21 protein-coding genes are annotated in these 23,239 nt (G+C 59.0%); 14 read left to right on the forward strand and 7 right to left on the reverse strand.

Annotated features, from left to right (window positions below):
• The first annotated feature begins 22 nt into the window (after positions 1 to 22).
• Both ACKVY0_RS15025 and ACKVY0_RS15030 read left to right on the forward strand, forming a co-directional pair.
• Positions 23 to 1,966, forward strand: a complete 1,944-nt coding sequence (locus tag ACKVY0_RS15025) for a peptidoglycan D,D-transpeptidase FtsI family protein (RefSeq protein ID WP_409215636.1) — start codon at positions 23 to 25, stop codon at positions 1,964 to 1,966.
• A 28-nt stretch (positions 1,967 to 1,994) separates the two neighbouring features.
• Complete coding sequence (locus ACKVY0_RS15030; RefSeq protein WP_409215637.1) at positions 1,995 to 4,016, forward strand: transglycosylase domain-containing protein; 2,022 nt, start codon at positions 1,995 to 1,997, stop codon at positions 4,014 to 4,016.
• Between the two features lie 65 nt (positions 4,017 to 4,081).
• Here ACKVY0_RS15030 and ACKVY0_RS15035 read toward each other — a convergent pair whose 3' ends face one another.
• The gene (locus ACKVY0_RS15035) at positions 4,082 to 4,414 is read right to left on the reverse strand and encodes a hypothetical protein (protein ID WP_409215638.1); all 333 of its coding nucleotides are present in this window, start codon (positions 4,412 to 4,414) and stop codon (positions 4,082 to 4,084) included.
• Positions 4,415 to 4,846: 432 nt separating this feature from the next.
• Between ACKVY0_RS15035 and ACKVY0_RS15040 the strand changes: the two genes are divergently transcribed.
• The 7 genes from ACKVY0_RS15040 (at position 4,847) to ACKVY0_RS15070 (ending at position 10,901) form a co-directional block, all read left to right on the forward strand.
• On the forward strand, positions 4,847 to 5,590 hold the full coding sequence (locus ACKVY0_RS15040; RefSeq protein WP_409215639.1) for a hypothetical protein: 744 nt from the start codon (positions 4,847 to 4,849) through the stop codon (positions 5,588 to 5,590).
• 241 nt (positions 5,591 to 5,831) lie between these two features.
• A complete protein-coding gene (locus ACKVY0_RS15045) occupies positions 5,832 to 6,713 on the forward strand; it encodes a hypothetical protein (protein WP_409215640.1) in 882 nt (293 codons plus the stop codon).
• 23 nt (positions 6,714 to 6,736) lie between these two features.
• Positions 6,737 to 7,354 carry a hypothetical protein gene (locus ACKVY0_RS15050; RefSeq protein ID WP_409215641.1) on the forward strand — a complete coding sequence of 206 codons (618 nt, stop codon included), beginning with the start codon at positions 6,737 to 6,739 and terminating at the stop codon, positions 7,352 to 7,354.
• A gap of 322 nt (positions 7,355 to 7,676) precedes the next feature.
• Positions 7,677 to 8,324 (forward strand): hypothetical protein, encoded by a 648-nt coding sequence (locus ACKVY0_RS15055; RefSeq protein WP_409215642.1) that lies wholly within the window; start codon positions 7,677 to 7,679, stop codon positions 8,322 to 8,324.
• 441 nt (positions 8,325 to 8,765) lie between these two features.
• On the forward strand, positions 8,766 to 9,554 hold the full coding sequence (locus tag ACKVY0_RS15060) for a M15 family metallopeptidase (protein ID WP_409215643.1): 789 nt from the start codon (positions 8,766 to 8,768) through the stop codon (positions 9,552 to 9,554).
• Between the two features lie 57 nt (positions 9,555 to 9,611).
• Positions 9,612 to 10,241, forward strand: coding sequence for a hypothetical protein (locus ACKVY0_RS15065; protein WP_409215644.1), 630 nt, complete (start codon positions 9,612 to 9,614; stop codon positions 10,239 to 10,241).
• Positions 10,242 to 10,316: 75 nt separating this feature from the next.
• A complete protein-coding gene (locus ACKVY0_RS15070) occupies positions 10,317 to 10,901 on the forward strand; it encodes a murein L,D-transpeptidase catalytic domain-containing protein (protein ID WP_409215645.1) in 585 nt (194 codons plus the stop codon).
• A 37-nt stretch (positions 10,902 to 10,938) separates the two neighbouring features.
• Here the strand turns inward: ACKVY0_RS15070 and ACKVY0_RS15075 are convergent, their stop codons facing one another.
• On the reverse strand, positions 10,939 to 11,754 hold the full coding sequence (locus tag ACKVY0_RS15075) for a sugar phosphate isomerase/epimerase family protein (protein ID WP_409215646.1): 816 nt from the start codon (positions 11,752 to 11,754) through the stop codon (positions 10,939 to 10,941).
• Between the two features lie 153 nt (positions 11,755 to 11,907).
• On the opposite strand from ACKVY0_RS15075, the gene ACKVY0_RS15080 reads away from it, so the two are divergent.
• The 5 genes from ACKVY0_RS15080 to ACKVY0_RS15100 are packed head-to-tail and all read left to right on the forward strand — an operon-like array spanning position 11,908 to position 17,288.
• The gene (locus tag ACKVY0_RS15080; RefSeq protein WP_409215647.1) at positions 11,908 to 12,600 is read left to right on the forward strand and encodes a DUF1573 domain-containing protein; all 693 of its coding nucleotides are present in this window, start codon (positions 11,908 to 11,910) and stop codon (positions 12,598 to 12,600) included.
• A gap of 12 nt (positions 12,601 to 12,612) precedes the next feature.
• A complete protein-coding gene (locus ACKVY0_RS15085; protein ID WP_409215648.1) occupies positions 12,613 to 13,053 on the forward strand; it encodes a rhodanese-like domain-containing protein in 441 nt (146 codons plus the stop codon).
• A 41-nt stretch (positions 13,054 to 13,094) separates the two neighbouring features.
• On the forward strand, positions 13,095 to 13,361 hold the full coding sequence (locus ACKVY0_RS15090) for a GlsB/YeaQ/YmgE family stress response membrane protein (protein ID WP_409215649.1): 267 nt from the start codon (positions 13,095 to 13,097) through the stop codon (positions 13,359 to 13,361).
• 44 nt (positions 13,362 to 13,405) lie between these two features.
• Positions 13,406 to 15,565, forward strand: coding sequence for an NfeD family protein (locus tag ACKVY0_RS15095; protein WP_409215650.1), 2,160 nt, complete (start codon positions 13,406 to 13,408; stop codon positions 15,563 to 15,565).
• 58 nt (positions 15,566 to 15,623) lie between these two features.
• Positions 15,624 to 17,288, forward strand: a complete 1,665-nt coding sequence (locus ACKVY0_RS15100) for an NADH-ubiquinone oxidoreductase-F iron-sulfur binding region domain-containing protein (RefSeq protein ID WP_409215651.1) — start codon at positions 15,624 to 15,626, stop codon at positions 17,286 to 17,288.
• Here ACKVY0_RS15100 and ACKVY0_RS15105 read toward each other — a convergent pair.
• From ACKVY0_RS15105 to ACKVY0_RS15125, 5 genes are read right to left on the reverse strand one after another with little or no spacing between them, the layout of a single operon-like run.
• Positions 17,273 to 17,542: a hypothetical protein gene (locus ACKVY0_RS15105; RefSeq protein WP_409215652.1), complete on the reverse strand. Its 270-nt coding sequence runs from the start codon at positions 17,540 to 17,542 to the stop codon at positions 17,273 to 17,275. The genes ACKVY0_RS15100 and ACKVY0_RS15105 overlap by 16 nt on opposite strands.
• Before the next feature lie 10 nt (positions 17,543 to 17,552).
• Positions 17,553 to 18,539, reverse strand: coding sequence for a hypothetical protein (locus ACKVY0_RS15110; protein ID WP_409215653.1), 987 nt, complete (start codon positions 18,537 to 18,539; stop codon positions 17,553 to 17,555).
• Entirely contained in the window at positions 18,536 to 19,600 is a 1,065-nt protein-coding gene (locus tag ACKVY0_RS15115; protein WP_409215654.1) for a hypothetical protein, read from the reverse strand. Before ACKVY0_RS15115 ends, ACKVY0_RS15110 begins: the two co-directional genes overlap by 4 nt.
• A gap of 1 nt (position 19,601) precedes the next feature.
• Positions 19,602 to 20,558, reverse strand: a complete 957-nt coding sequence (locus tag ACKVY0_RS15120; protein ID WP_409215655.1) for a hypothetical protein — start codon at positions 20,556 to 20,558, stop codon at positions 19,602 to 19,604.
• A complete protein-coding gene (locus ACKVY0_RS15125) occupies positions 20,527 to 23,238 on the reverse strand; it encodes a caspase family protein (protein WP_409215656.1) in 2,712 nt (903 codons plus the stop codon). Before ACKVY0_RS15125 ends, ACKVY0_RS15120 begins: the two co-directional genes overlap by 32 nt.
• Position 23,239 lies beyond the last annotated feature (1 nt).

Here is a 23,239-nt window from a genome sequence, read left to right on the forward strand (position 1 = left end):
GAGAGAGGCTTATGAATGAGGCATGGTCGCAGTCGCTGACTCCAGCCGCAAAAACAAAATCCTCCACCCCTGGCAATCGTTCCGCCTGCTGCCACTCGCGCTGGTTGCTGTTTGCACGAGCGAGATGTCATTCTCACGCGGGCAGGAGGTGCCAGTCGCGGGGTTTGTGCCAGGCACCGGCACGCGTGCGGATGTGAAGCCCTTTTATTTTGCCGTGCCGGCTCCGCGTGGGCAGATCTTGGACCGCAAAGGCCGCCCGCTGGCGCAAAACACTACGGTGCGTCGCCTGCAACTCACGGTGCCTGCCGCGCAGCGGAGCACACTTGAGACGTACACCGCCTGGCTGGAGAAGACCCTCGTCGAACTCACCAAGGATGTGCCCGCAGCGCGCATGCCGGACGCGGCGCAGTTGCAGCGCCATTATGAAGACCGCCGCGAACTGCCCGTGACGGTGAGTGATGTACTGCCCAGTGAGACGGTCCTCGATCCGCAGAAGCACCTGCATAGCAACGTGCGCACGGAGTACGTGAGGCACTATCCGCAGGGAGATATGGCGGCGCATCTCCTGGGCTATGTCTCGTCGGAGGGCGCTCCACCCGCCGGTCCCATCTTGCGGAATGAGCCGCTCTGGCAGCGCACGAGCGGGGCAGCGGGACTTGAGGCAGCCTTTAACAAACAGCTCACCGGCACCGACGGCACGCTGTGCGTCATGATGGCCGATGCGGGCACCGTCGCGTACGAGCAGGTCTTCACCGCACCCGAGGGCGGGCGTGATGTCGTCACCACGCTGAATCTCGACACGCAACGCGCCGCTGAGACTGCGCTCAACCAATCCGGCAAGCGGGGAGCCATCGTCATCATCGACGCGCATACCGGCGACATTCGCGCGATGGCGAGCAATCCACGTTTTGATCCCAACGCCTTTGCGCAGGGCATCTCCAGCAGTGACTTCGCCGCGCTGACGCAGAATATCGACGGCCCGCTCTTTGATCGTGCCGTGCAGGGCAGTTATCCGCCGGGCTCGGTCTTCAAGCCCATCGTGGTGATGGCCGGACTACGCGCTGCCACGGTGGACGCCTTGCGCGTATTCGAGTGCGGTCCCACGCTCATGATTGATGGCCGCGAGTTCGACAACTGGTCCAAGGATGACCACGGCTGGTTCGATGCCCGCGCCGCCATCATTCGCTCCTGCAACACCTATTTCTATCAGTCCGCCATGGTGACGCGGGACATGCCGATTCTCTACATGGCGCATGAGTTCGGCTTCGGTCAGGCACCCGTGCTGCCGCTGAAAGCCTCCGCAGGCTCGCTGCCGAAACGCGCCCCCTCGAATCATGATCTGGCGAATCTGTCCATCGGCCAGGGCGTCACAGAAGCCTCGCCGCTGCAAATGGCGATGGCGATGGCCACCATCGCCAATGGTGCCTGCCGTCCACGCCCGCGACTCGTGATGCAGACGCAATCTCAGTCCGGCCAGGTTGGCGATGTGACCAGTCCTGCGCGTGAAACCCTCATCCCTGTGAGCGATGTGGACCTCGAGACCGTGCGGCATGCGATGTTTGGCGTGGTGAATCATGTGAACGGCACCGGCAAGGCGGCACGCTTGAAAAACGTCCCCGTGTTCGGCAAAACCGGCACCGCCCAGTGGGTTTTGCGTGGGGCGAAGGCCAACGTCGTCTGGTTCGCCGGTTATATGGGCACGACTCCGCCTTTGGCATTCACCGTCACCATTGAGGGGAATGCCGGCCAAAGTGGTCTTTCTGGCGGCGGCACAGCGGCACCGGTCATCGCGAAGGTCTTGCGCGACATCCAGGAACGACCGGCCGTCCATGGCGTGAGTTATGAAAAGGGCAAAGTTACCGAAGAAACGGATCCTCTCACGGCACCTGTGACTCCTGCCTTCATGTACGGTGCACCGCCACCCCAGCCGGTGCGCGAGGGTCTTTTCTCACGCCTCTTTCGCTAGCGAATAGGCACGCCATCGCTGACCACCCATGAAACTCTTTCTTCACAAGCTTCGCGACCGCTGGCGGCGGCTGCCCACCTGGTTGCGCCGCTTGGGCGGCACCTGCGCCATCGTGTTTATCGTTGGTTTGATTGCCTTCGGCATCGTCTGGCAGCACTACGCCAGCCTTGCCGCCACCTATGACATGAAGGCTCTCGCCCGTGGTGAGAATGAGACCCTCATCGTGGATGTCAGGGGCGAACTTATCGGCAGCGCCAGCGACATCGAGCGTGAACCCGTCACCCTCAAGGACGTGCCGCCCCATCTGATCCAAGCCATCATCGCCACGGAAGACGCGCGCTTTTACTCCCACCCCGGCTACGACCTCATCGGGCTGACACGTGCCGCAGTGACGAACTTTACCTCGCGGGGCATCCGGCAGGGGGGCAGTACCATCACCCAGCAGCTCGCGCGCAATGCCTTCGGCCTTCAGGGGCGGAGCTATGAGCGGAAGCTGACGGAAATCTTTCTGGCCATGCGCACCGAGCGCGAGCACACGAAAGATCAAATCCTCACGGACTACCTGAACCGCATCTACCTCGGCCACGGCTGCATCGGCGTGGGGGCCGCCGCGCGCTGCTACTTTGGCAAGGATGTGCGCGACATCACGCTCATCGAGGCCGCCACACTGGCCGGCATCATCAAGGCACCGGTGGCTTTCTCGCCGATCACCCAGCCGAAACTGGCCCGTCAAAAGCGTGACCTCACGCTGAAGCGCATGGTGGAAACCGGCGTCATCACCGCGGCGGAGGCCGCCGCCGCTATCGACCAGCCCATTGTTGTCAGGCATGACAAGACCCGCGTGCGCACCGGCTACATGCTGGCCGCTGCCCGGTCGGAATTCCAGCGCATGGGCCTCAAACCGGGCACGCCGCCCACCATGTCGATGACTCTGCGTCTGGACTGGCAGCAACGCCTCGATGACATGATGCGCCAGCATTTGGACAAACTCGCACCCAAAGACAACAACGGGCTGCAAGGCGCCGTGGTCGTGCTGGACAATCACTCCGGGGCCATCCTCGCCATGCAAGGCGGGCGCGACTTCACCACCAGCCCCTTCAATCGCGCTCTTGAGGGCGTCCGGCCTCCCGGCACCGCCTTTTTGCCGCTCGTCTATGCCACCGCGCTCACCTTGCAGCCGGACGTCACCGATGCCCCCATGATTGACGGCCCCCTCGACAACAAGCAGGCCATGATCGGCGGCCTCGTCGGCACCCTTGGCGAGTGGGGCGCTGATGGCGAGCCAGTCACTTACACCGGCGGCACCATCACGCCCATGCAGGCTCTGCTTGAGAGCCGCACCGCCGCCACCGTCCGCCTTGGTTATCAAGTCGGCCTTGATCCCCTCCGCACCGCCATCACCCGCTGCGGCTTCAGTACACCCCTGCGTACTGAGGCTGCCTTCACCCTTGGCCTGAGCAACGTGCGCCTCATTGAACTGGCCCGTGCCTTCACCGCCATCGCCAATGACGGGCGTCCATGCCCCGCGCCGCATCTCCTCCTGTCATCCTCTTCGGCTCGCAGTGAGGAAGTCTTCACGCCTGCTGCGGCCTCTCATGTACGCAACACCATGATCTCCGGCATGACCCGGCCGGAATACCGCAAGCCTCTCGTCGAGCACAAGCTTGCGCAAAAAAGCATCGCCGGCTTCGGTGGCATCACCTACGACCGCACCGATGCGTGGTTCATCGGCGCTGACCGGGGCCTTACCTGCCTCGTCTGGATCGGGCACGACAAAGACATTCCCATCAGTGCCAAAGCCACCGCCGCCACCGCCGCACTGCCTCTCTGGGCCGCCGTCTTTGAGATGGTCACCGCCGGCCAGCCCAAGGGCTGGGATGTCAAAGGCGGCCTCCCCAAACTCCTGGCCGTCCCCCTTCGTGCTCTGCCCGTGGAAGAGGAAATCCGCGTCCCTGCCATCGCGCCCGCCGCCCCGGTCGTGCTCGGTCACGACCCGTATCAAACGCAGACCGCCGCCCCTAGCGCTGCCCCGCCATCCGTGGCTCGATAGGCTGCCTCGTTGGCCGGATGTTTGGCCGGAACAGCTCCGGCATCACCCATGGCTCCATCGCCAAACTATCCGGCGGCTTTGGAGAGATCGTGGTCCGCGGAGTTATCGCCACCTCCCAATCCGCCGCTGTCCATGTAGAGTTCGCCCCAGTTACGGTGATCTACTGTCAAACCATCCTCCGCAGCAGTACGACGAAAGCCAGCAGCCACAGAACCTTGATCAGTGGCGATCAAACTGCTTTTGGCAGCCAGCGAACCGTTGTTAGCAGCGATAAAACGAATCTTAGCAGCGATAAAACTGCCAGCAGAGAGCATCTCACTGCTGCCAGCAGGTGGAAAACTGAAGACAGAAACAATAAAACGGGTGTTTGCAACGATGGCACGGCTCTCCGCAGCCACATCACCCTGTCGAGCAGCAAAAAAACGTCCGGCAAACGGCCTCCGGCCCCCAGTCGCACCCCAGCGACCGCTGCCGGGCCACGCTGCCGACCACCTCTCCAAGACTCCGTGCCTGCATCCCTGCCCTGCTCCACAGGAAACAGGTTCCCCCTATGAGGGCGCTTAGAAGATGGGGTGAAGAGCACCCATTGCCTCCTTCCTCGCCATTACCAACGCACCATCATATAACGATGCGTTAATGTATATTTTGCCTAATTTGATCCATTGACGACCCTCCTCAAGTCTGTTTTTATCCGCACCGCGATGAGGACGATTCGTTTCGGTGATGGCACACGTTTTGGGGATGTTAATGCCCGTTGGAGCACCCCAAGCCATGTGCTTCAACCGGGTGATTTGTCTTTCACCGCGCCCGACCTAAGCCCCTACCAAACCATGAGTGACAAACGCAAGTTCTCCTTCCCGCTGTCCACGCTCCTCCATGCTGCTGACAGCCTCAATGACGCCCTCGGTGACCTCGAATACGCTTCCGCCATGGCTGCGCGGCTTGATGACACCTCCCAGACCCCGCCCGTCATCTTTCGCACCCTGTTGGAGACCGCCCTCGCCGCCGTGCGCACGCAGGTCGAGAAGCAAGGCGGCAAAACCGGCGACGCCGGCAGCCTCACCACCGGGCAGGCGGCCGCCTTTGCCGAGGTCGAGCGCCTCACCTCTGCCGCACGCCGCTCCGCACGCCAGGCCTTCCCCGGTGACGATGTGATCTTGCGCAGCGAGTTCCAGGTCGGCGTCAACGAGCCGCAGGACCAGGCCTCCGTCATCAGCCGCGCGGAAAAAACCCACACTGCCGCCGTCAAATACGCCGCCGACTTGAAAAAACAAGGCTGGCTGCCCGCCGACGCCACCGCGCTCCAGACCGCCCTCGCCACACTCAGCGGCGTCGTGCTCGATCAGGACGAGGCCCTGGCCGACCGCGTGCAGTTCACCGCAGAACTCACCCGCGCCGCCAACACCCTCTACAAGCTCTGCCAGGCCTGCCAAAACGCCGCCCGCCTGCAATACCCGGAGACCCAGCCCGGCACCGAAGCCGCCCGCGCCCGCTTCCTCCTCGACACCTTCCCCCCACGCGACCGCAGCCCCTCCGAGCCAACTCCACCCCCGCCACCCGCACCGGGCTCGTAAGTCTGCTTCGTCCTCGTCCTCCTACTCGTCCTCGATCACGCCACTACCAGCAACATTTTCGCTTCGATCGGCTCATTCATTCAAAATCTTTTCTTTCAGTGGACGGCCCCCAATCACCTGACCTCAACCCGGTTAATCCACAGACAACGGAGGACAAACAACGTTGGGCAAATGAAGCGCCCGACCCAATCGCCGCACAAACATCTGCCGAGCCACAATAGAACCCTAACCGAAGATACATATGCCAGAGTTTGAACTCGATCAGGAATCAATATCACGCGCCGAGAAGATCTCCTCTCAACTAGCGCACGAATTGCGAATGGTATCGGAAGCAGGTCCGCCATCCGACATGCGGCCAGAGCTCTTCGACGTGCGGCGAGAGTTCTTTTCTGAACAGCGGTATGCAGACCAAGCCGAGGGAGTCCCCATCAACGACGTTGTGACCAACGTCCGCCAGATGGCAGAGGAGTTTGCTATGGCGCGACGCTGGGACAGTGTGATTCCATGTTTGAAACTTCACGATGGAGACTTGGCTCCGATTTCGATGACTGATTTTATCGGCGGTTCACAGTGGTCAGGCTACGCTTCAGCGGAGTGGATTAAGTTCTTGGAGAGGTATGGTCCTTTTCCTCCTGATCGCTTCTGGCATGAGTTTCTTCGCCGCTCTCAGCAAGGTGAGGAGGGAGTTGTGGTGGCCGACTTCCGCGAAGTCGCAGGCAGTGTTGAGCGCAACCTGACTAGCTTTCTTTCTTATCGTTTCGCTGGAATGAAAAGTTGGCGGGAGTGGATTCAGGGGATTGGCGGCCAACTCTTCCGAGGCTCAAAGGGACCACCCAGCAGCACAGGTCCAGGTGGCAGCAGTCCGCCGCCGCCAGCAGTAGGCCCAGGCGGTGGTCTTCAAGTGCAAGTGTCCTGCCTCACACCAGGTTTGCGGATTCATGTCTCGCCCGCGTATTTCATCACATGGGTCGTCTTTGGCAGCCCGACTACACCCGTGACCAGCTATGTTCTTCCCGGACGCTATGTTTTCTCTGGCGACGGTCCGATGCTGCCTAAACGGACTCAAGATCACGGGGTCTTCAGCATCCCCCCAACATACTACCCTGCTCTCACGAGATTCTAATATGTTAGCAGCTATCTCAGAATATGGTCCTTTTGCTCCGTTGGTTGGATACGCTGGAGCTATCATGGCAACGATGGCGGCACTGTTCCTCATGTGGGGGGGGCAAGATGGAGAAATGGCGGCCACCTGATGAGGATTTACCGGGCACTGCTCAATCGCTCGTCCTGCTCTTGTGTGGCGTTGGCATGGTGTTGCAGTGGTATCTTGCAGTTCCCGCAACGATCTCTTGGTTCCTGGGTGCCGTCGCCATCCTTGCCGTCGGGTGTGTCGTCTGCTTCCTGAAATACTCTGGGCTGCTTGGGACTTACGTCTTCACCAAGAAGGAAGCCACTAGCCCAAGCTCCACGCGTGATGTGCGTATCCTTGGAGGGCGCAACCTGCTTCCTGAGGCCGACAAAAAACGAAAGAAGCTTGGAGTTGACGTACAGTCATTGTTCGAGGGCACAGCCTACAAGCCTGACCTTGTGTGGAGTCGCGAGGCACGTCAGTGGGTAAAGCAGAGAGTATTGATTTCTTTTATGCTCACGCTGGTGCTTGGCACGTCAGCACTGACGGGAGCCAGCTTTGCCACGCAAGTGCTGCTCACCAAGAAGCCCGCAGCGAGTGTCATCCGGGCGACAGATGCGCCTGCATTGAAATAGTCAAGATGCGCAACCTCAAACAACCGCCCAGCAATGACTCTGCTGGACAACCGGAGGGGCGCTTGTTGGCGTATCAAAGTCCATTGCAATTTGATCATCACCCACTTCGATCAAGCTCTGAGCCGCCCCTCCCGTACCAAAGCTTGTTTGTTCGCCTAACCACAAAACCTTGCAAGACAATGAGCCTTGAACCATCACCAAACTGCACCCATCAAGACGGAGACATTCTCTTCCAAGACTTGGAGTGCGTTTCAGCTTGTCTCGCCATTGAGACCGTGAAGTTTGGCTTCCGAGGAGCTATTCCATCCAATTGTTCAAACTTATGAGTGTTCAAACAATCCGCGAGACGCTTTGTGGCGATATCCAGACCGCTGCTTTCAACCTCGTCTATGATAAAGTGTTGGGTGATTTGCTGGCAGTGGTTCAGACGCCACCAGAATCAGTGGATGCAAAACTCGACACACTAATTAAAAAACATTACAAGACCGCTGAAAACTTTCTGAAATTGTCCAAGGGCGCATCAGCGGTGCGGGACCAAACCGAATACCTAATGAAAGCCCGTGATGAGTTTATAGTAGCGAGTGGTGTTGAACCCCCAGATACACGACCATTTGCCATCTTCTATTCCGCTGTTTGCCTTGACATGCTAGGCGACGCAAGCAATGCATTGGATAAGTATCTTGAAACGATAGAAGCCGGACGAGCTTTTTTGAACGAGGCTTCCGCCAAAAACGAGAAAATAGCAAAGATCGCCGAGAGCACCGGCAAAGAAATAGCAAGTGTCGTGGCGCAGGTTGGCGTCTATGGGGGATTTCTCCTCTCGCTCCCGGCCGCCTTTCTGTCGGCTTTCTCGGTGGGAACCGCAGCAGTTAGCGCGGTAGGCGTAGCAGCGGGAGTGGCCACCGGAGCGGTTGTTTTTTTGCGGTGGGAGCAGCGGTTGCAGCAGGAGTTGGTTGGCTTGGCCTCCTAGGAGCAGAATATGCAAGCAAGGGATCGGAGGCTGGAACTAAAGCCGCGTTGCTCAAGGCAAAGGAACTTATGAATAGCAGAGCGGAGGCGGCAGCTGTGGACATAAGCAAATTGTTGCCTGGTGTCGCACGAATTTTCGAGAAGCGAGGTTCGGACGCCCAGAAGCGGCGCCTGATAGAGGGTGCGGGAGGTCAGATAAAAAAGATGCCCCTTGGCAAGACTGTCTAGCTAGAATGCGGCGCATCCTCGCCATCAGCGACACCACGTCACCATCCGCTACAAGGGGAATGACGCCAGTGTGCAACAAATGGACAAGCGACAGGTAATCTCCTCTCCGGCCTAGTCCCAATGTTCCGCCTTTCCCCCACGCGATCGAACGACAGCTCCCTCCGCAGACTTTTTCACCTCAGACTAACACATCCCCTAACACCCCATTCGCAACATGAGCCTCGACACCACCATCCGAAATGTTCAATCCGCCCTGGGCACCACCGTGGACGGCAACCCCGGCCCCGCGACATGGGCCGCGATCCACACCAAAATCCTTGGGAAGAAGCCCGCCAGCAGCGCGGGGCTCGATGCCATCATCCGTGCTGTGCAAAAGAAGCTCGGTGTCTTCGTGGATGGCAGTCCCGGTCCCGCAACATGGGCCGCGATCCATCTCGCCGTCACCGCCAAGAAGGCCCCCGACGTTCCGAAGCCATCTGATCAAAGTGCGGGCATCGGAAGCGGCAAAACGGCGGATTCGCGCAGCGAGGGCAACATCGTGACCCTGCATCCGCGTGTGCAACCGTTTGCCCGTGCCCTCATCGAAAGAGCCGCAGGCCAGGGCATCATCATCAAAGCAACCAGCGGCACACGCAGCTTTGCCGAACAGGACAAACTCTATGCGAAGGGGCGGACGATTCCACCCATTGGCGCAAAACACACCGTCACTGGCGCAAAGGGTGGTTTCTCCAATCACAATTTCGGCATCGCCTTCGACATCACGATTTTCACCGGCAGTTCGGACCCCGAAAAGGCCAAGACCCCTGTCTATGAATCGCCCCTGTACAAAGTCATCGGCTCGATAGGCACCGGCCTCGGGCTCGATTGGGGTGGCAATTGGAAGTCGCGCGTGGACGAGCCGCATTTTCAACTCCGCCCAGCTTGGGCAGCCGACATGGAGGAACCGGCCATGCTGACCGAACTTCGTAAACGCAAGGACATCGGCAAGGATCCTTTCGCTTAAGCCGCCTTCAGTTCAATCAAGCTCACCACCATCCCAACCATCCAAAAACTCCCGACCATGGCCGCATCCACCGTTCAAAAAATCCAAACCACCCTCAGCGTCAAAGCCGACGGCATCTGGGGCCCCAAATCCCAGGGCGCGCTCAATGCCCAGATCGGAAAGACCGGCACCAGCAACCCAACGCTCGCCGAAATCCAGCAGTTGATCGGCTTCGATGCCGACGGCATCTGGGGGGTGAACTCACAGAAGGCCCTCAACGCCGTGCTCAATGGCACCAGCCCCACGGCCACGGGCAACGGCGGCAACGGTCCCTTCAAGATGAAGGCATCCAGTTTTGCCGATCCTAAGGACGTGGAAGACTTCAAAAAATGCAAGCTCCAGGGTAAGACCGACAAGCAGTGCTTCGCGGTGGGCGACAACGGCATCGGTGCCTGGGGGGCTAACACGGCGCAAACCACCAAGCCCATGGTGGCGGTGCATAAAATCGACGCAGTCGCGCGCTGGGGCAGCTTTGACGGAGCGGCGCACCGCCGCGTGCGTGTCACCGTCGGCGGCGTCAGCGTGGAGGCCACGGTGGAAGACAAGCTCGGCACCCCTGATCGGATCGACCTCAACCCCGCTGCCGCCAAGAAGCTCGGCCTCAATCCACCCTTCCTCAAAGCGTGCGAATGGGAATGGGTGGTGTGAAGTCGCAGCATCACGCCGAATCAGTTCCACCTAGCGCCACAAAACATAAGCATTCAGCCCAAACTCAATCCGACCATGCCAACCAAGCCCAAACTCAAACCCTCCTCCGGTAAATTCCCCACCGCTCCCGCAGAAATCGCCCTCGCCTATGCTGAATGGGAGAAACGGGGCAAGCCTTGCACATGGATTTTCGAGGTGGACTACTCCATCAACTCCAAGAAACCGCGCTTCTTCGTCTTCAATACCAAGACGCGCGATCTCTACAAATACAAGACCGCCCACGGCAGCGGCGGCAAAAACGGCGATCCGCACGATGGCGTGTGCCGCCAAGTCTCGAACGTTAGCGAGTCTGGCTGTAGCTCGGTCGGCATTATCGTCACTGCGGAACTCTACAACTCCGGCAAGGTGGGGCGGGCGCTCCGGCTCGATGGCGTTTCCACCACCAATGACAAAATCCGCGCCCGAGGGGTCGTGCTGCACGGCGGCCAATATGTTTTCGACAATGACGCTAGCACCGATAAGTCTCTCTCCGGTCGCTCCCTTGGTTGCATCGTGACCGACGAACGCTACATCCACCCCACTGACGGTGGCGAGCTCCTCGACATCCTCGCCAACGGCTCCATCGGCGTGACGCACTTTGGCGGAAAGTTCAAGATCTGACCCTTTATTCTGGCGACGCACCCCGACGAACTTCCAATCACACCCCCATCACCTGCTTCAGATACGCAATGCTCTGCCGCGCGATGGTCGGCGCGTCCGGTGTGTAGTCGAACACCTCCACAGAAAGGTAGCCGTCATAGTTCGTCTCACGCAGTGCGGCGATGATCGGCTCATACTTCACCTCGCCCTGGCCGGGACCACGCAGATTGGGATCGTTGGTATGGAAATGCACGGTCCACTCCTTGCTGTCGCGGATGATGTCCGGGATCGGCTTCGCTTCATCGCTCATCGCCTTCACATCAAGGTGCAACTTGCAGGAGGGGTGATCCACCAGCTTGCACAGGCGGATTGTTTCTTCGGCCGTGTTCAAAAAGTTCGTTTCCTTGCGTCCCAGCGGCTCCATGGCGATCACCACGCCGTATTTGCCGCATTCCTCCGCCACCTCGCGCACGCAATCGGCCGCGCGTTTGAAGGCATCATCGTAATTCCACTCCGGCAACAAGTTGCGTGCCTTCGGACTGCCCCAGACCATGATCCGGCCGCCGGTGGCACCGCAAAACCGCGCCAGTTGCCGCCCGAACTTCACCGTCTCCCGGCGTTGCAGCGCATCCGGCGTTGTGATGTGAAACCACGTCGGCTTCGTCAGCAGCCAGTGCAGCCCGAGGATTTCCAGCCCGAACGACTTCGCCTTTGCACACAGCGTCAGCGCCTCCTCGTCCGTCAGCTCACGCGGATCATCCTTGAGCGTGAAAGGCGCCAGTTCGATCGCGTGGTAGCCAGCGGCGGCGGCATCCTCGCACATTTTTTCAAAGTTCCAGTTCTGGTAGGTTTCGTTGCAGATCGCGAATCGCATAGGTGCGCAGATTGGGCGTTCAAGGCCGGGGCGTCAACTTGGGAGGTGTTCCTGCCGGGTGCTGGCTCTTCTTCTTTGGCGATCATGAGGAGATCCAGAAACTCATCCGCTCCATGCGGTAGCATTGTCAGCATCTTGTGTTAGTTTTTTACCATGTCAGCCACTCACCTCATCCTCCTTGTGCTCGCCAGCAGTGTCATTGCCCACGCCGAACTCACGCTCGATGTGAGGACCATTGAGCTGAAAGCTCGGCCCGAAGACGAGGAAGTGGAGACCACGTTCAAGTTCCGCAACAAGGGTGATAAGACGGTGAGAATTCTCGGCCTCGAAAGCGCCTGCTCCTGCCTCAGTGCCGCACTCGACAAGTCGGTTTACAAGCCGGGTGAAGTCGGTACGGGCCATGCCTCCTTCAAGGTTTCCACTTTCGTCGGTAGGCACGAAAAGTATGTCACCGTCAGCACCAACGATCCCCAGCAGCCCGAGTGGCAGGTGAACTTCATCCTCGACGTTCCTGCGGTCGTGGACATCCAGCCCAAGCAGCTCCAGTGGTTCATCGGCGATGAACTCAAGCCGAAATCCTGCCTCGTGAAGTTCACTGGTGATGAGCCGATGAAAATTTTGAAGCTCACCCCCACGCGCAAGAATATCGAGTTCGGCATGAAGGAGATCAAGGAAGGTCGCGAGTATCTCATCACCATGAAACCCACCTCCACGCAGGACGTTACCTTGGGGGCGCTCAAAATCGAAACGACCAGCAGAATTGCCAAGTACCGCAATCAGTTGGCCTTCTTTTCTATCACCAAGAGGCCGGAGCCGCAGCCCACAGCAGCCGGGGCCAAAAAATAAACTGGCTGCTTTATGCTTCCCGCAATTCGACAGGCCACGTTCCTTGTGTTGCTCGCCACCACCGCCACCTGGGCCACTTATGTCTGGCATCCGCGTGCGCCAGCGCTGTATCTGGCTCAAGAACCGCTGCGCGATGACGAGGTCTCGATGCAGGTCATTCAAGAACGCTGGCAGGGCGATGTCCTATGGATCGACGCCCGCATTCAGGAACAGTTCGACGCCGCACACATCCCCGGCGCTCTCCTGCTCAATGAGCAGGGTTTCGACCAGCAGCTCTTCAATTACCTCGACACGCTGCAAGCCAACACCAAGCCCATCATCGTGTATTGCAGCGCCGCCAAATGTGATGCCAGCCGCCACGTCCTTGAACGCCTCAAGCAGACACTGCCCATTGAGAACGCCTTTGTGCTCAAAGGCGGGTGGCAGGCGTGGCAGCAGGCCGCCAAGAAATGAGATTGACGACACACCGCATTTTTCCGTAGCATGCGGCTCTTATGTCACTCCAAGCTATTCTCATTTGGTCCGCCCTCGGTTTTGTCGCCGGCATCATTGCCAAGCTCATCATGCCCGGTAGGCAGGGTATCAATCCCATCACCACGGTGCTTCTGGGCATCATCGGCAGCGTCATTGGCGGCAAGCTCGGCAGTCTCATCGGCTGGGGTGTGGCTGGCGAGTTCAGCATCAAAGGCATCGCCACCGCTGTGGGTGGGGCGCTGCTGCTGATGTTTGTCTGGGGGCTGATCTTCAAAAAGAAAGCGTGAACTGCGGCGGTTGCGGGGCGGCGATCACGCACGTAATCTCAGGCATGCAATTGCTTCGCCACCTCCTGTTGATCACCCTGACCTTGTTTTCCGTAAACGCGGCCGAACCTGCGCTGACGGGCAAACTGGCACGTGTGGGCATCACCGATTCAGACATTGAGGACATGCGCCGCTGGCGCGAGTTGCGGCTGTGGATTGACGAAGCCATCAAGCAGGGCGCTTCGGGCCTGATTCTCGACATTCACGTCACGCAAAGCCATGCGCAGCTCGCGCTGCCACTGGCGGAGGAAATGGCCCGGCTCAAAGTCAAAACACGGGCGTTCGTGAACACGTCGGCCATCGGTGGCGGCGCGCTTCTCGCGCTGGCATGCGATGAAATTTGGATGGCACCCGGTTCACGCATCGGCGCCGCGCCGCCGAAGGTGCAGGCAGATGAATCGCTCTCGCAAAAAGCGCAGGACACGCTGCTGGCAGAATCACTCGCGGTGCTGAAGGCCGGAGCACGCAGCCTGTGCAAGCTGAAGGGGCATCGCCCGGAGATTGCGGATGCATTCGTTGATCGTGAGAAGGGTTTGTCACTGGGCGCGACCGCACTGGCAGAAAAAGGCGAGCTGCTGCTGCTGGATGCCGATGCCGCCGTGCAGTCGGTCGATGGCAAGCCGTTGCTGGCCCGCGCGATCATCGCCGATGTCGAGGCGCTGGCGAAGTCCGCCACACCGGCTGGCACACTCGTTAATTTGAATGCGGCCTGGCTTGAGAAGCTCAACGAAACAGTGGTCGAAGCAAAGCCAGCGACCAAAACGGCGGCCAAACCCGAGGTCAAAACACCCGTGATCGCTCGTGATCAAAGCTACAAGGACAAGGTGATCGTCATCCCCGTCGGCGAGGATGACTTGATCATTCCCGCACGCTTTGAATTCATGAAGCGCACACTGAATCTCTGCAACGATCAAGGTGCGGAAGCGGTGATCTTTGAACTCGACACGCCCGGTGGTCTGGCATGGGACACGATCTCCCTGATGATGAAGGATCTACAAAATCTCAAGACCCGTAGCTATGCCTTCGTCAACACCCGGGCCATTTCCGCCGGTGCCATGATCGCGATGGCGACGGATACGATCTACATGGCTCCCGCCAGCGCCATCGGTGCCTCCACCCCGGTTTCAGGCGATGGCACGCCACTGGCGCAGGCCGAACGAGCGAAGAACAACTCCGCCTTCATGGGCATGGCACGCACCGTGGTGCGCGAGAAAGGCCACGATGTGCGCATCATCGAAGGCATGATCGACATGGACCGCGGCCTCACCATCAACGGTCAGATCATCATCCCCAAGGGTGAGATCGTCACACTCGACTCCGAGCAGGCGACCATGCTGATCAATGGCAAGCCGCTGCTGGCCAAGGGCATCGTCAAAAGCATCGACGAAATCAAGCAGCGCGAGTCCTTGAAAGGCGAAGTCATCACCGCTGAGCCGACCGGCTTTGAAATGATCGCCATCTGGGTCACGCGGTATGCCTCGATCCTGATTATCATCGGACTGGCGGGTGGTTATCTCGAAATGCAGACACCGGGCTTCGGCCTGCCGGGTTTCGTCGCGATTGGAGCCTTCGCGTTATTTTTCTTCGGTCACTACGTTGCCGGCAGTCTGGCAGGGCAGGAGACCATGGTCGTGGCGGCCATTTTCATCCTCGGCATCGTGTTAATCGGTGTGGAACTGCTCGCCGCGCCGGGAACGATTCTCCCAGGTGTGCTGGGTTTCCTCTGTGTGATGGTGGCGCTCGTGTATGCCATGTCCGGCTGGGAAGTCGCTCCACCTAGCGGTGAGGTGCCTGCCAGCGGCGGTATCAGCTTCAACTTTGCCACGTATGCCGTCGGCATCCGTAACTTCACCCTCGGCGTCAGCGGCGCGGCCATCATCATCACGCTGCTCGTGCTGTGGATGCCCGAATTGCGGCCCTTCCGCGCCTTGGTGCTGCAATCCTCCGCCGGAGGCACGCTGGAGGACACCCCGTCCATGCGTGACGCCGCACGCGCCAGTGTAGGCGACAGCGGCACCGCCCGCAGTGCGCTGCGGCCTTATGGCACCATCGAAATCGGTGGGCGGCTGGTCGAGGCGATGGTCGAGGGCGGTTATGTCCAAAGCGGCACCGCCATCCGCGTGCGCGAGGTGCGGGGCGAAAAGATCATCGTCGAGGCGGTATAATCGTTACTTTCGCGAGTGCAGCCGCGCATTTGCCCGTTAATCTGGGGACCTTCCAGCCATGTCCAAAAACCTCAGTGCTCTCTCCTTCCGCAAAGGCGTCGAAAAAAACGTCTTCGAACGCATGGTCGATGCCGCCGACAAGGCAGGCACCGCCGAGAAAAATGATGTCGTCCGCCAGATGGGCACGGATCACCTCTTTGGCGATGCGGTGACGCTGGGGGCCGTTTCGTTCTACGACTTTCTGAAGAAGGAAAACGAAGGCAAAAAAGTCTTCGTCTGTAACGGCAGCGCCTGTCTTTGCGCGGGCACACAGGACAAGCTGCATCACACGCTCGAAGGCCATTTCAAAAAAGACGAGATCGGCCACATCTGCTGCCTGGGCCGCTGCCATGAGGGCGGTGCGCTGCAATTCCAAGGCAAGAATTACTCCGGCCAGAGCGACGCCGCGTTGAGCGACCTTTTCAAAACCGGCAGCGGCGACTCCGAAGACCGCTACGCCGTCGTCTCGCACCTCCAGCCCGCGATTTTGACCGCTGAGTTCAAAGGCATCGAGGACTACTACGCGCCCTTCAAAAAACTCATCACCGAGGGCACACGCGATGCGCTGAGTGCCGAATTGAAGGACAGCGGCCTGCGTGGTCGTGGCGGTGCGGGTTTCCCGCTGCATTTCAAATGGTCGAGCTGCCGTGCGGCGGAAGGCGCGGTGAAATACATCGTCTGCAATGCCGATGAAGGCGATCCCGGTGCCTACATCGACAAATACCTCATGGAGAAGCAGCCGCACAGCGTCCTGCTCGGCATGATGGTCGCCGGTTGGTTCGCCGGTGCCGAGAACGGCATCCTCTACATCCGCGCCGAGTATCCCGATAGCGTCACCATTGTGAACCAGGCCATCGAAGACCTCCGCGCCGCCGGATTGCTCGGCCAGAACATTCTCGGCACCGGCTTCAACTTCATGCTGAAGTCCATCAAAGGTGCCGGGGCTTACATCTGTGGCGAGGAAACCGCCCTGCTCGCCAGTCTCGAAGGCCAGCGCCCCGAAGTACGCACCCGCCCGCCTTTCCCCACCATCGAAGGCCTCTTCCGCAAGCCCACCATCGTCAACAACGTCGAGACCTTCTCCAACATCCACGCCATCCTTTCCCAAGGTGGCAAAGCCTACGCGCAGATCGGCACGCCGCAGTCCAGCGGCCCCAAACTGCTCTCGCTCGACTCCCATTTCGTGAAACCCGGCATCTACGAAGTCGCCATGGGCACGCCACTGCAAACTGTCATCGACCTCGCCGGTGGCTTTAAGTCGAAGATCAAAGCCATCCAGATCGGCGGCCCACTCGGCGGCATCGTCCCCATGAGCCACATCGCCCAGCTCACCGTCGATTTCGAGAGCTTCAAAAAAGCTGGCTTCCTCCTCGGCCACGCCGGCGTCGTCAGCATCCCGGAGAGCATGCCGATGATCGAGTACATCCAGCACCTCTTCCAATTCACCGCCGACGAAAGCTGCGGCAAATGCTTCCCATGCCGCCTCGGCAGCACCCGCGGCAAAGAGTTGATCGCCAAAGCCCGCAGCGATGCCAGCTACAAGATCGACCGCGAACTCATCACCGATCTGCTCGACACGATGGAGCAAACCAGCCTCTGCGCCCTCGGCGGCGGCGTCCCGCTGCCGATCAAGAACGCGCTGGAGCACTTCGATGGGGAGTTGAAGGGCTACTTCAAAGCGTGAGCCGCCGGTGATCCTCTCGCAGCCTTCGGTTGAGAGCGTATGTTACCCACGACTTCGCTGAGGACTGCCACCCCCAGGATGGTCTCAGGCAAAGGTTGGCTGCGCTGGGTAGATTCAAAATTCACTTTCACCGCCATCTCACCCTGATGCTTGGTCAGCCCTACGGCGGCTGGGCAGCGCAGGCGTTTCAAGAGCTTCACCACCTGCTCTTTGGCGATGCGGGCCTCTTTGATGCTGAGGGGTTTGCTGTTCACGAGGTTTACTCTAGTCCAACGCGAGTTCTATGTCGAGTGCCTTGAGCACCGTGTGGATCGGGTTAGCATAGGTCAAGCCCTGCTGGTTGCTGCCACCGCTGTCTGAACCGGCAAACAGCAGTGCCAGAGCCAAGTGATCTTCTCCGACAATCAACGAGCCGCTGTCGCCACCGTCACTAAAGGCATGCTTGTCAGCCCCTTCGATTTCAATCTGATTGTCAAACCGGATGGCTCCATCACTGAAATCCACGACAACGTTGTCCATTTCAAAAGCTGTCACGCGCCCCTGCGTTACCTGGGTGGTTCGCCCATTCTTCCAGACAACATTTCCCACCTCGACCCATTCCTCTCCCAGTCCCTTGAGTTTTTTGCCGGGCCGGTACAGCGTGTGTTTGACTTGGACATCATCCTGGAGGGACGCCACGGCCGCATCCACCTGGTTGCTGCCAGACTTTTTGAGCCGCTTAAAACGCCACAGCGTGCCGATCACATCTTTTGGTACATCTCCGCCATCATAAATACCCGGCTGCACGATGGCATCTCCCTTCTTGGCATGATTTTCATTCGCGAGGACATGGTTGTTCGACAACAGCAGCAGTGGCCCGCCGCCTGATGGACGAACAAAGCACCCAAGTGTTCCAGCCGTGACTTTGAAATGCCCGACTGACGCACCGATTTGCAACGGGCGCTTGCGTGTCATCTGCCAAGGCAGCGTCCGCCGTCCGATCCGGCCGACATACCGAATGTCCACTTCTTGACGGCTGCGCTTCGCGAGTTCTTTTACCTCCTGGCTCTCCAGCAGTGAGCGTTGCTGCACGCGGATGGCCAGCTTATAGTCCTGCTTGGTTGCCTGCGAGACACCCAGCGCTAGGCTCCGCGTATGAATGGCTGTCGCCAGGCTGCGGGCAGCTATGGGCGAGCGGTTGCGTTGCTCAGCCGAGGCGATGATCTTTTCCTGCCAGAGGAGTTTGAGTTCACGAACCGAGTCGAGTTTCATGGTTTAGGGGTGTTGTTTGAATTGGGCGGGGGTGGGAGCGGTTTGCCGGTGAGAATATAGGCATAACCCGGCTGCTCAAACAGCGGCAGCAGGTTCCCCAGGCTCTGCGCCAACGTGGGCTTGTCTTCGACACTCAGCAGGCTGACAGTCAAGGCCGCGCTGGGTTTGATCTTAGCCAATGCCGTCAGCTCCTCTTTAAAGCTGCTGGTTAGATTGCCTGTCTGCCCGGTCCACCACACAAGCAGTTTGAGGCGCGAGCCTGGGGTATCTTTGGGCGGCGCAAACTCAGCGATCTGTTGCGCCATTTGCTGGGTGATGGCCTGCCAAAGAGCAGCATCCGCTATTTTGCCACTGCCTGCTACTTTGACCCCCGCTGCCAGCGGCATCCAGGCACCCACCAGCAGCTCCTGCGCCTCACGTTGCTTGAATAACAGCATGCGTTGCTGCTGCGCGACCACGCCTGCCGCAATGTCTTTACGCCAGGCTGACAAGAGTGTTTGCCAAGCCGTGTTCAATCCTGCAAGAGTCGGCGGGGCGTCCGTTCCGCCAGCCGCATTCGCCAGCAAGTTCTCCGGCTCACCGGCAGAGACTGCCGTGCGCAGCGTGTCAACATTGGCATCAGCTAATGTGGTGGCAAAGCTGGCCGTCCAAGCCAGCAATGGCCGCTGGGTTGCAAGCGTCGTTCTTACTTGCGCCAAATCCGCGACGAGCGCCTGGAAACTGGCCGCAGACGATCCATCTTGCGGCTTTAACAGCACCTTTCCTGCCGCAAGGGCAGCGGCCAAGTCCGGGTGGGAGTCCGCATTCCCGGTGAGCAATTGGTTCAATTCGGCAAGTTGTCTATTTAACTGCTGCGCCGACGCTGCGGCAGCCGCTGTCAACTGCTGCAGCTGCTCAGCGTCAGTCCGGTGTGCCTCTCTTTCCTGGTAATACAACCCCCCCAGCGTTCCCGTGCATAAGACCAGAGGGCTCCCCACCAAATAAAATCCCTGGACGACTTTTTTGGCCTGATGCAGCGCCTGGGCAACGGCTGAGATGGGAGTCTGTGGCTGGGTATCCATGTTACGCAGGGGTTGTCGGAGCTGATGAGAAAGCCGGAGTACTGGCGTCTTGAGATTCACCGCGCATGGTTATGGGTTGGTTCGTGGGTGCTTTGCCAGGCAGCCACGCCAGCAACTCACGCCCTGCGTGTTCCAGGGCTTGTACCTCTTGCAGACGTTCGGTCAGCTCGCTTGTCAGGCGGTTTTCAGTGCCTTTGGCCAGCACACCATCGAGATTCACGCCTCCTTGGAGCGCATTTTTGAGGATAGGAAATTGCCGCCGGAAGGCAATGTCAGAGTGATTGTCATAGACGGCCTCTTGCATGGCACTTGTGTATTCGTTCTCATCGGTGAACAATTTCCGGAACGTGCAGTTAGCCAGCTTGTCCTCAAGGTTCACCGTCGCACTCCAGGTTAGATCATCACGCAGTCGCGCGGCCCCGGACTGCCCATCAATTCGATTCTTGCAGTAAGGCAGCGACTTGCCGCTGATCTGGAACTCCTCCCCAGGGCAGGAACTTAGATCCTCCTGGCGGTGCAGGCAGGCCAGCGCGTGATAAAAAACCACCACAAACTCTGCCGCATTCCAGTCCAGGCTTTCGAGCACCACCCGGGCATGCGGGGTCACGCGGACGATGTCCGTCGCAAGCGCACAGCAATAGCCCGCTAGGCTGAGCTTCACCGTCTCGGACCGTTGCAGCGCCCTAGTGATAGAACCGTTGGTGCTGTCCTTGCTGGTAGGTGCGGTGGTCCGCTCCAGCTCACTCATCGGCGTGGACGCCAGTTCGCTCGGAGTGACGTGCCGTGCCTCCTCTCGATTAGGGAGTAGCGCCCCCAATCTGGCAAAGACCTCCGCCAGCTCATTCCAAAACGCCCGACAATAATGCACATCCGTGATGCAGCGGCAGAGGGAACGAAAATTACGCTCAGAACGTGCAGATGAGTCTTTAGTACCGCTGAAAAAAACCGTGTAGAGCATCAGTACCCCCCAGGGAATAAACATCCGTGGCCGTGCTCCACTGCCGGTGGTGGGTGTAGCGCGGGATCGCGAGGCGCGGCTCCCGTAGAAATGCACCACCATCGCCAGGTTCAGGCACGCGGTTGAACAGCACTTTGAAAAACTTGTGGTCGCAGCAGAACGCCATGCTTTGATCCCCCTGGCAGCGGACCGCCGCTTTGATTTTGAACAGCAGACCGCGGATGTGGAGGTAATCCCCAGGGCGGAAATCTGCGGCAGGCGCATGATGGGTAGTTGCTAGCAACTCACGCGTCTGTTGCGCTAGGTCTGCGGCTTTGCCCAGCTCATTGTCCCAGCCCAGGCGGATGATCCAGTCGCTGTCGGCCTCCGCTTCGGGCACTGCGGGATAAACATACGCCACGTCCGCCTCCTCACAGTCTTCGCCCTGGCCACGCTCCGAAGCGTAGAATGGGGTGTCCCGGTGGTTGGCCAGCGGAATGCCCAACGACATCTCAAACTTTGCGGTGGTGGCAGTGGCCGCGACTGGTGCCTGCCCAAAGCCGCCATAATCCCCCAGTTTGTAGTGTTTAGGGTCGCTGGAGTCTTCTTTCTCACAAAAAATGTTCGCGGGCCGGATGTCCCCATGCAATATGCCCAGCGTGTGCAGCTTGCTCAGTGCCGTGCTCATGCGATGCCACAACTCGCCATGCTGCGCGAAGGACCAATGCCGAAACGAGTCAGGCTGCCCGGTTCCACTAGCGCTGTGGCTTTTGGCTATCAACTGCTGTAGTGACGACGGGCACCATTCCACCAAAACACTCGGCAGACCCACAAACCAACGGTTGTCGGTCCGCTCCGCGCGCGCAGCATCGTTGAGCGTGCTGCGCTTGGAATCCCGCCGCTCCTCCGGTTCGACTACGATCGTGGCAAACTCACGGTTGCCATCACGGGCAATTTTTTCCAACTCGGCCCAGCCACCGTTGGCTTTTATCGCCCCGAGCAGTTTGGTATGCTGCGGCCACGTCTCGTTGCCTTCATCGGTGACACTCTCCAGGCTCCAAACGGTTTTTTCATCTGGTTTAGACGGTTGTGTCGCATCCTCCGGCTGGCCTGCGGCCTTGGTTTTCAGTGCCGACCAACTTCCGCCAGAGGGAAAGACGATGAATCTGGCATCAGCCTCTTTTTGTGCGGTCCAGTTTGGTTTTATTGCCACGATGCGTGGAGGGCCTTCACGCGAAAACGTCACAAACAGCACGCTACCGTTTTGGGGCAGTTGCCCCATCTGCATTTTGCCTGCGGCCGTGGCACCATCCTGGGGTTTGAGCAGGCAATCAGTGCTTTGGATGTGCGGCTTCGCCTGCGTCATGCAAGCCAGTTCCTTATATAACACATCCGCGATGTGCTCGTTTTCGACGAGGCTGTCCGCCAGCATGATCGGCAGCTTCAGGGCCGCAGCAGGCTGCTTCGGTTGGTGGCTTGCATTTGCTGTATCCTTGAACCCCCCTGTGTCAGGATTGACCTCATACAGGCCGATGACACAGCCATATGTGCCCTCGTAATACGGCCCGGCTAGGGTGCCGTCTGTCCGCACGCGGATGGCATATTGGCCGCCGCCGCCAGTCAGGCAAATGGGATGCACTCGCTGATCTTTTTGTGACTTGGTCGAAGCAAGCCCATCGGCATCATCCTGCTCCCCCCATAGGGCAATGTTTTCCGGGGTCAATTCTGGAACAGCCCCCCGCTCTTTCTTGCCACCACCATTGTAATAACAAATGGAGAAGCGTCCTCCATTGATTTCCAGTTGCGGGGTCTGAATCACCTCCGCGTCTTGGGCGAGTTTGGGCACTCTTTTGGTTACATAGTCACAAAACGCAAAGCAACTTAGCAGCCCATCATCATCTTCTGCCACCTGGATGTCATCACCGCCGCAAGTGGCCTCCACCACCGCCTGTGTCAACAGTCCCAACGCCCCTTTCTTGCCACGCGCATCCTCCCACGCGGCCTCTTTGGGGCTGGTGGCATAGAGAATCAAAGTCCCGCTGCCACGGGCCAGATTTTTCAACTGCTCCTCGGTTGGCCCGCCCATGGCTGGCTCAGCACCAGAAGTACGCGCTTGTGCCATTTCAGAACGGCAGCAGTCAAAACAGAGAATTTTCCTGGCGGCTGGTATTTTCGCCACCTCCGCCATGAATTCCGTCATTGGCATGGCGGCATCATCGGCTTTTTGGGCGTCTGCCGTAACCAGATACTCCTGCCCATCGCGAGTAAAGCCGTGGCCCGAAAAATGAATCCATACCGTGCGCTCTTTAGCCTGTGGTTTTGTAGCGATTGCAAGACGTTGCAACTCCTTGGTGATGTTTTCACGAGTCGGTTGTTGCTCTTTGCGGCTGCTTTCCTTCAGCACCGCTACCTGCTTCTTGCGGTAGGCACCTCTGGCAGGATCAACTAGGTGATGGGCCAGCGTTCCCACATCGTTCCTCGCACCGCTCAATTCTGAAAATTTTGGCAGGCTTGTTTTGCTGACTCCAATCAACAACGCGTGGCCATGTTCGAAGCCGTTGGTTTTATGAGGAGGTGCCATTTTTTCTATGAACGCGCTGGTGAATTCTGTCTCTCGAGTTTGGAGGCCGGTTAAGTATTGTAAGAATTGAATTTTGTGCGGATTTTGGTCAAACACGTATGATTTGGCAATGGAAATCACT

The sequence above is a fragment of the Prosthecobacter sp. genome (assembly GCF_046154365.1).
Lineage (GTDB): Bacteria > Verrucomicrobiota > Verrucomicrobiia > Verrucomicrobiales > Verrucomicrobiaceae > Prosthecobacter.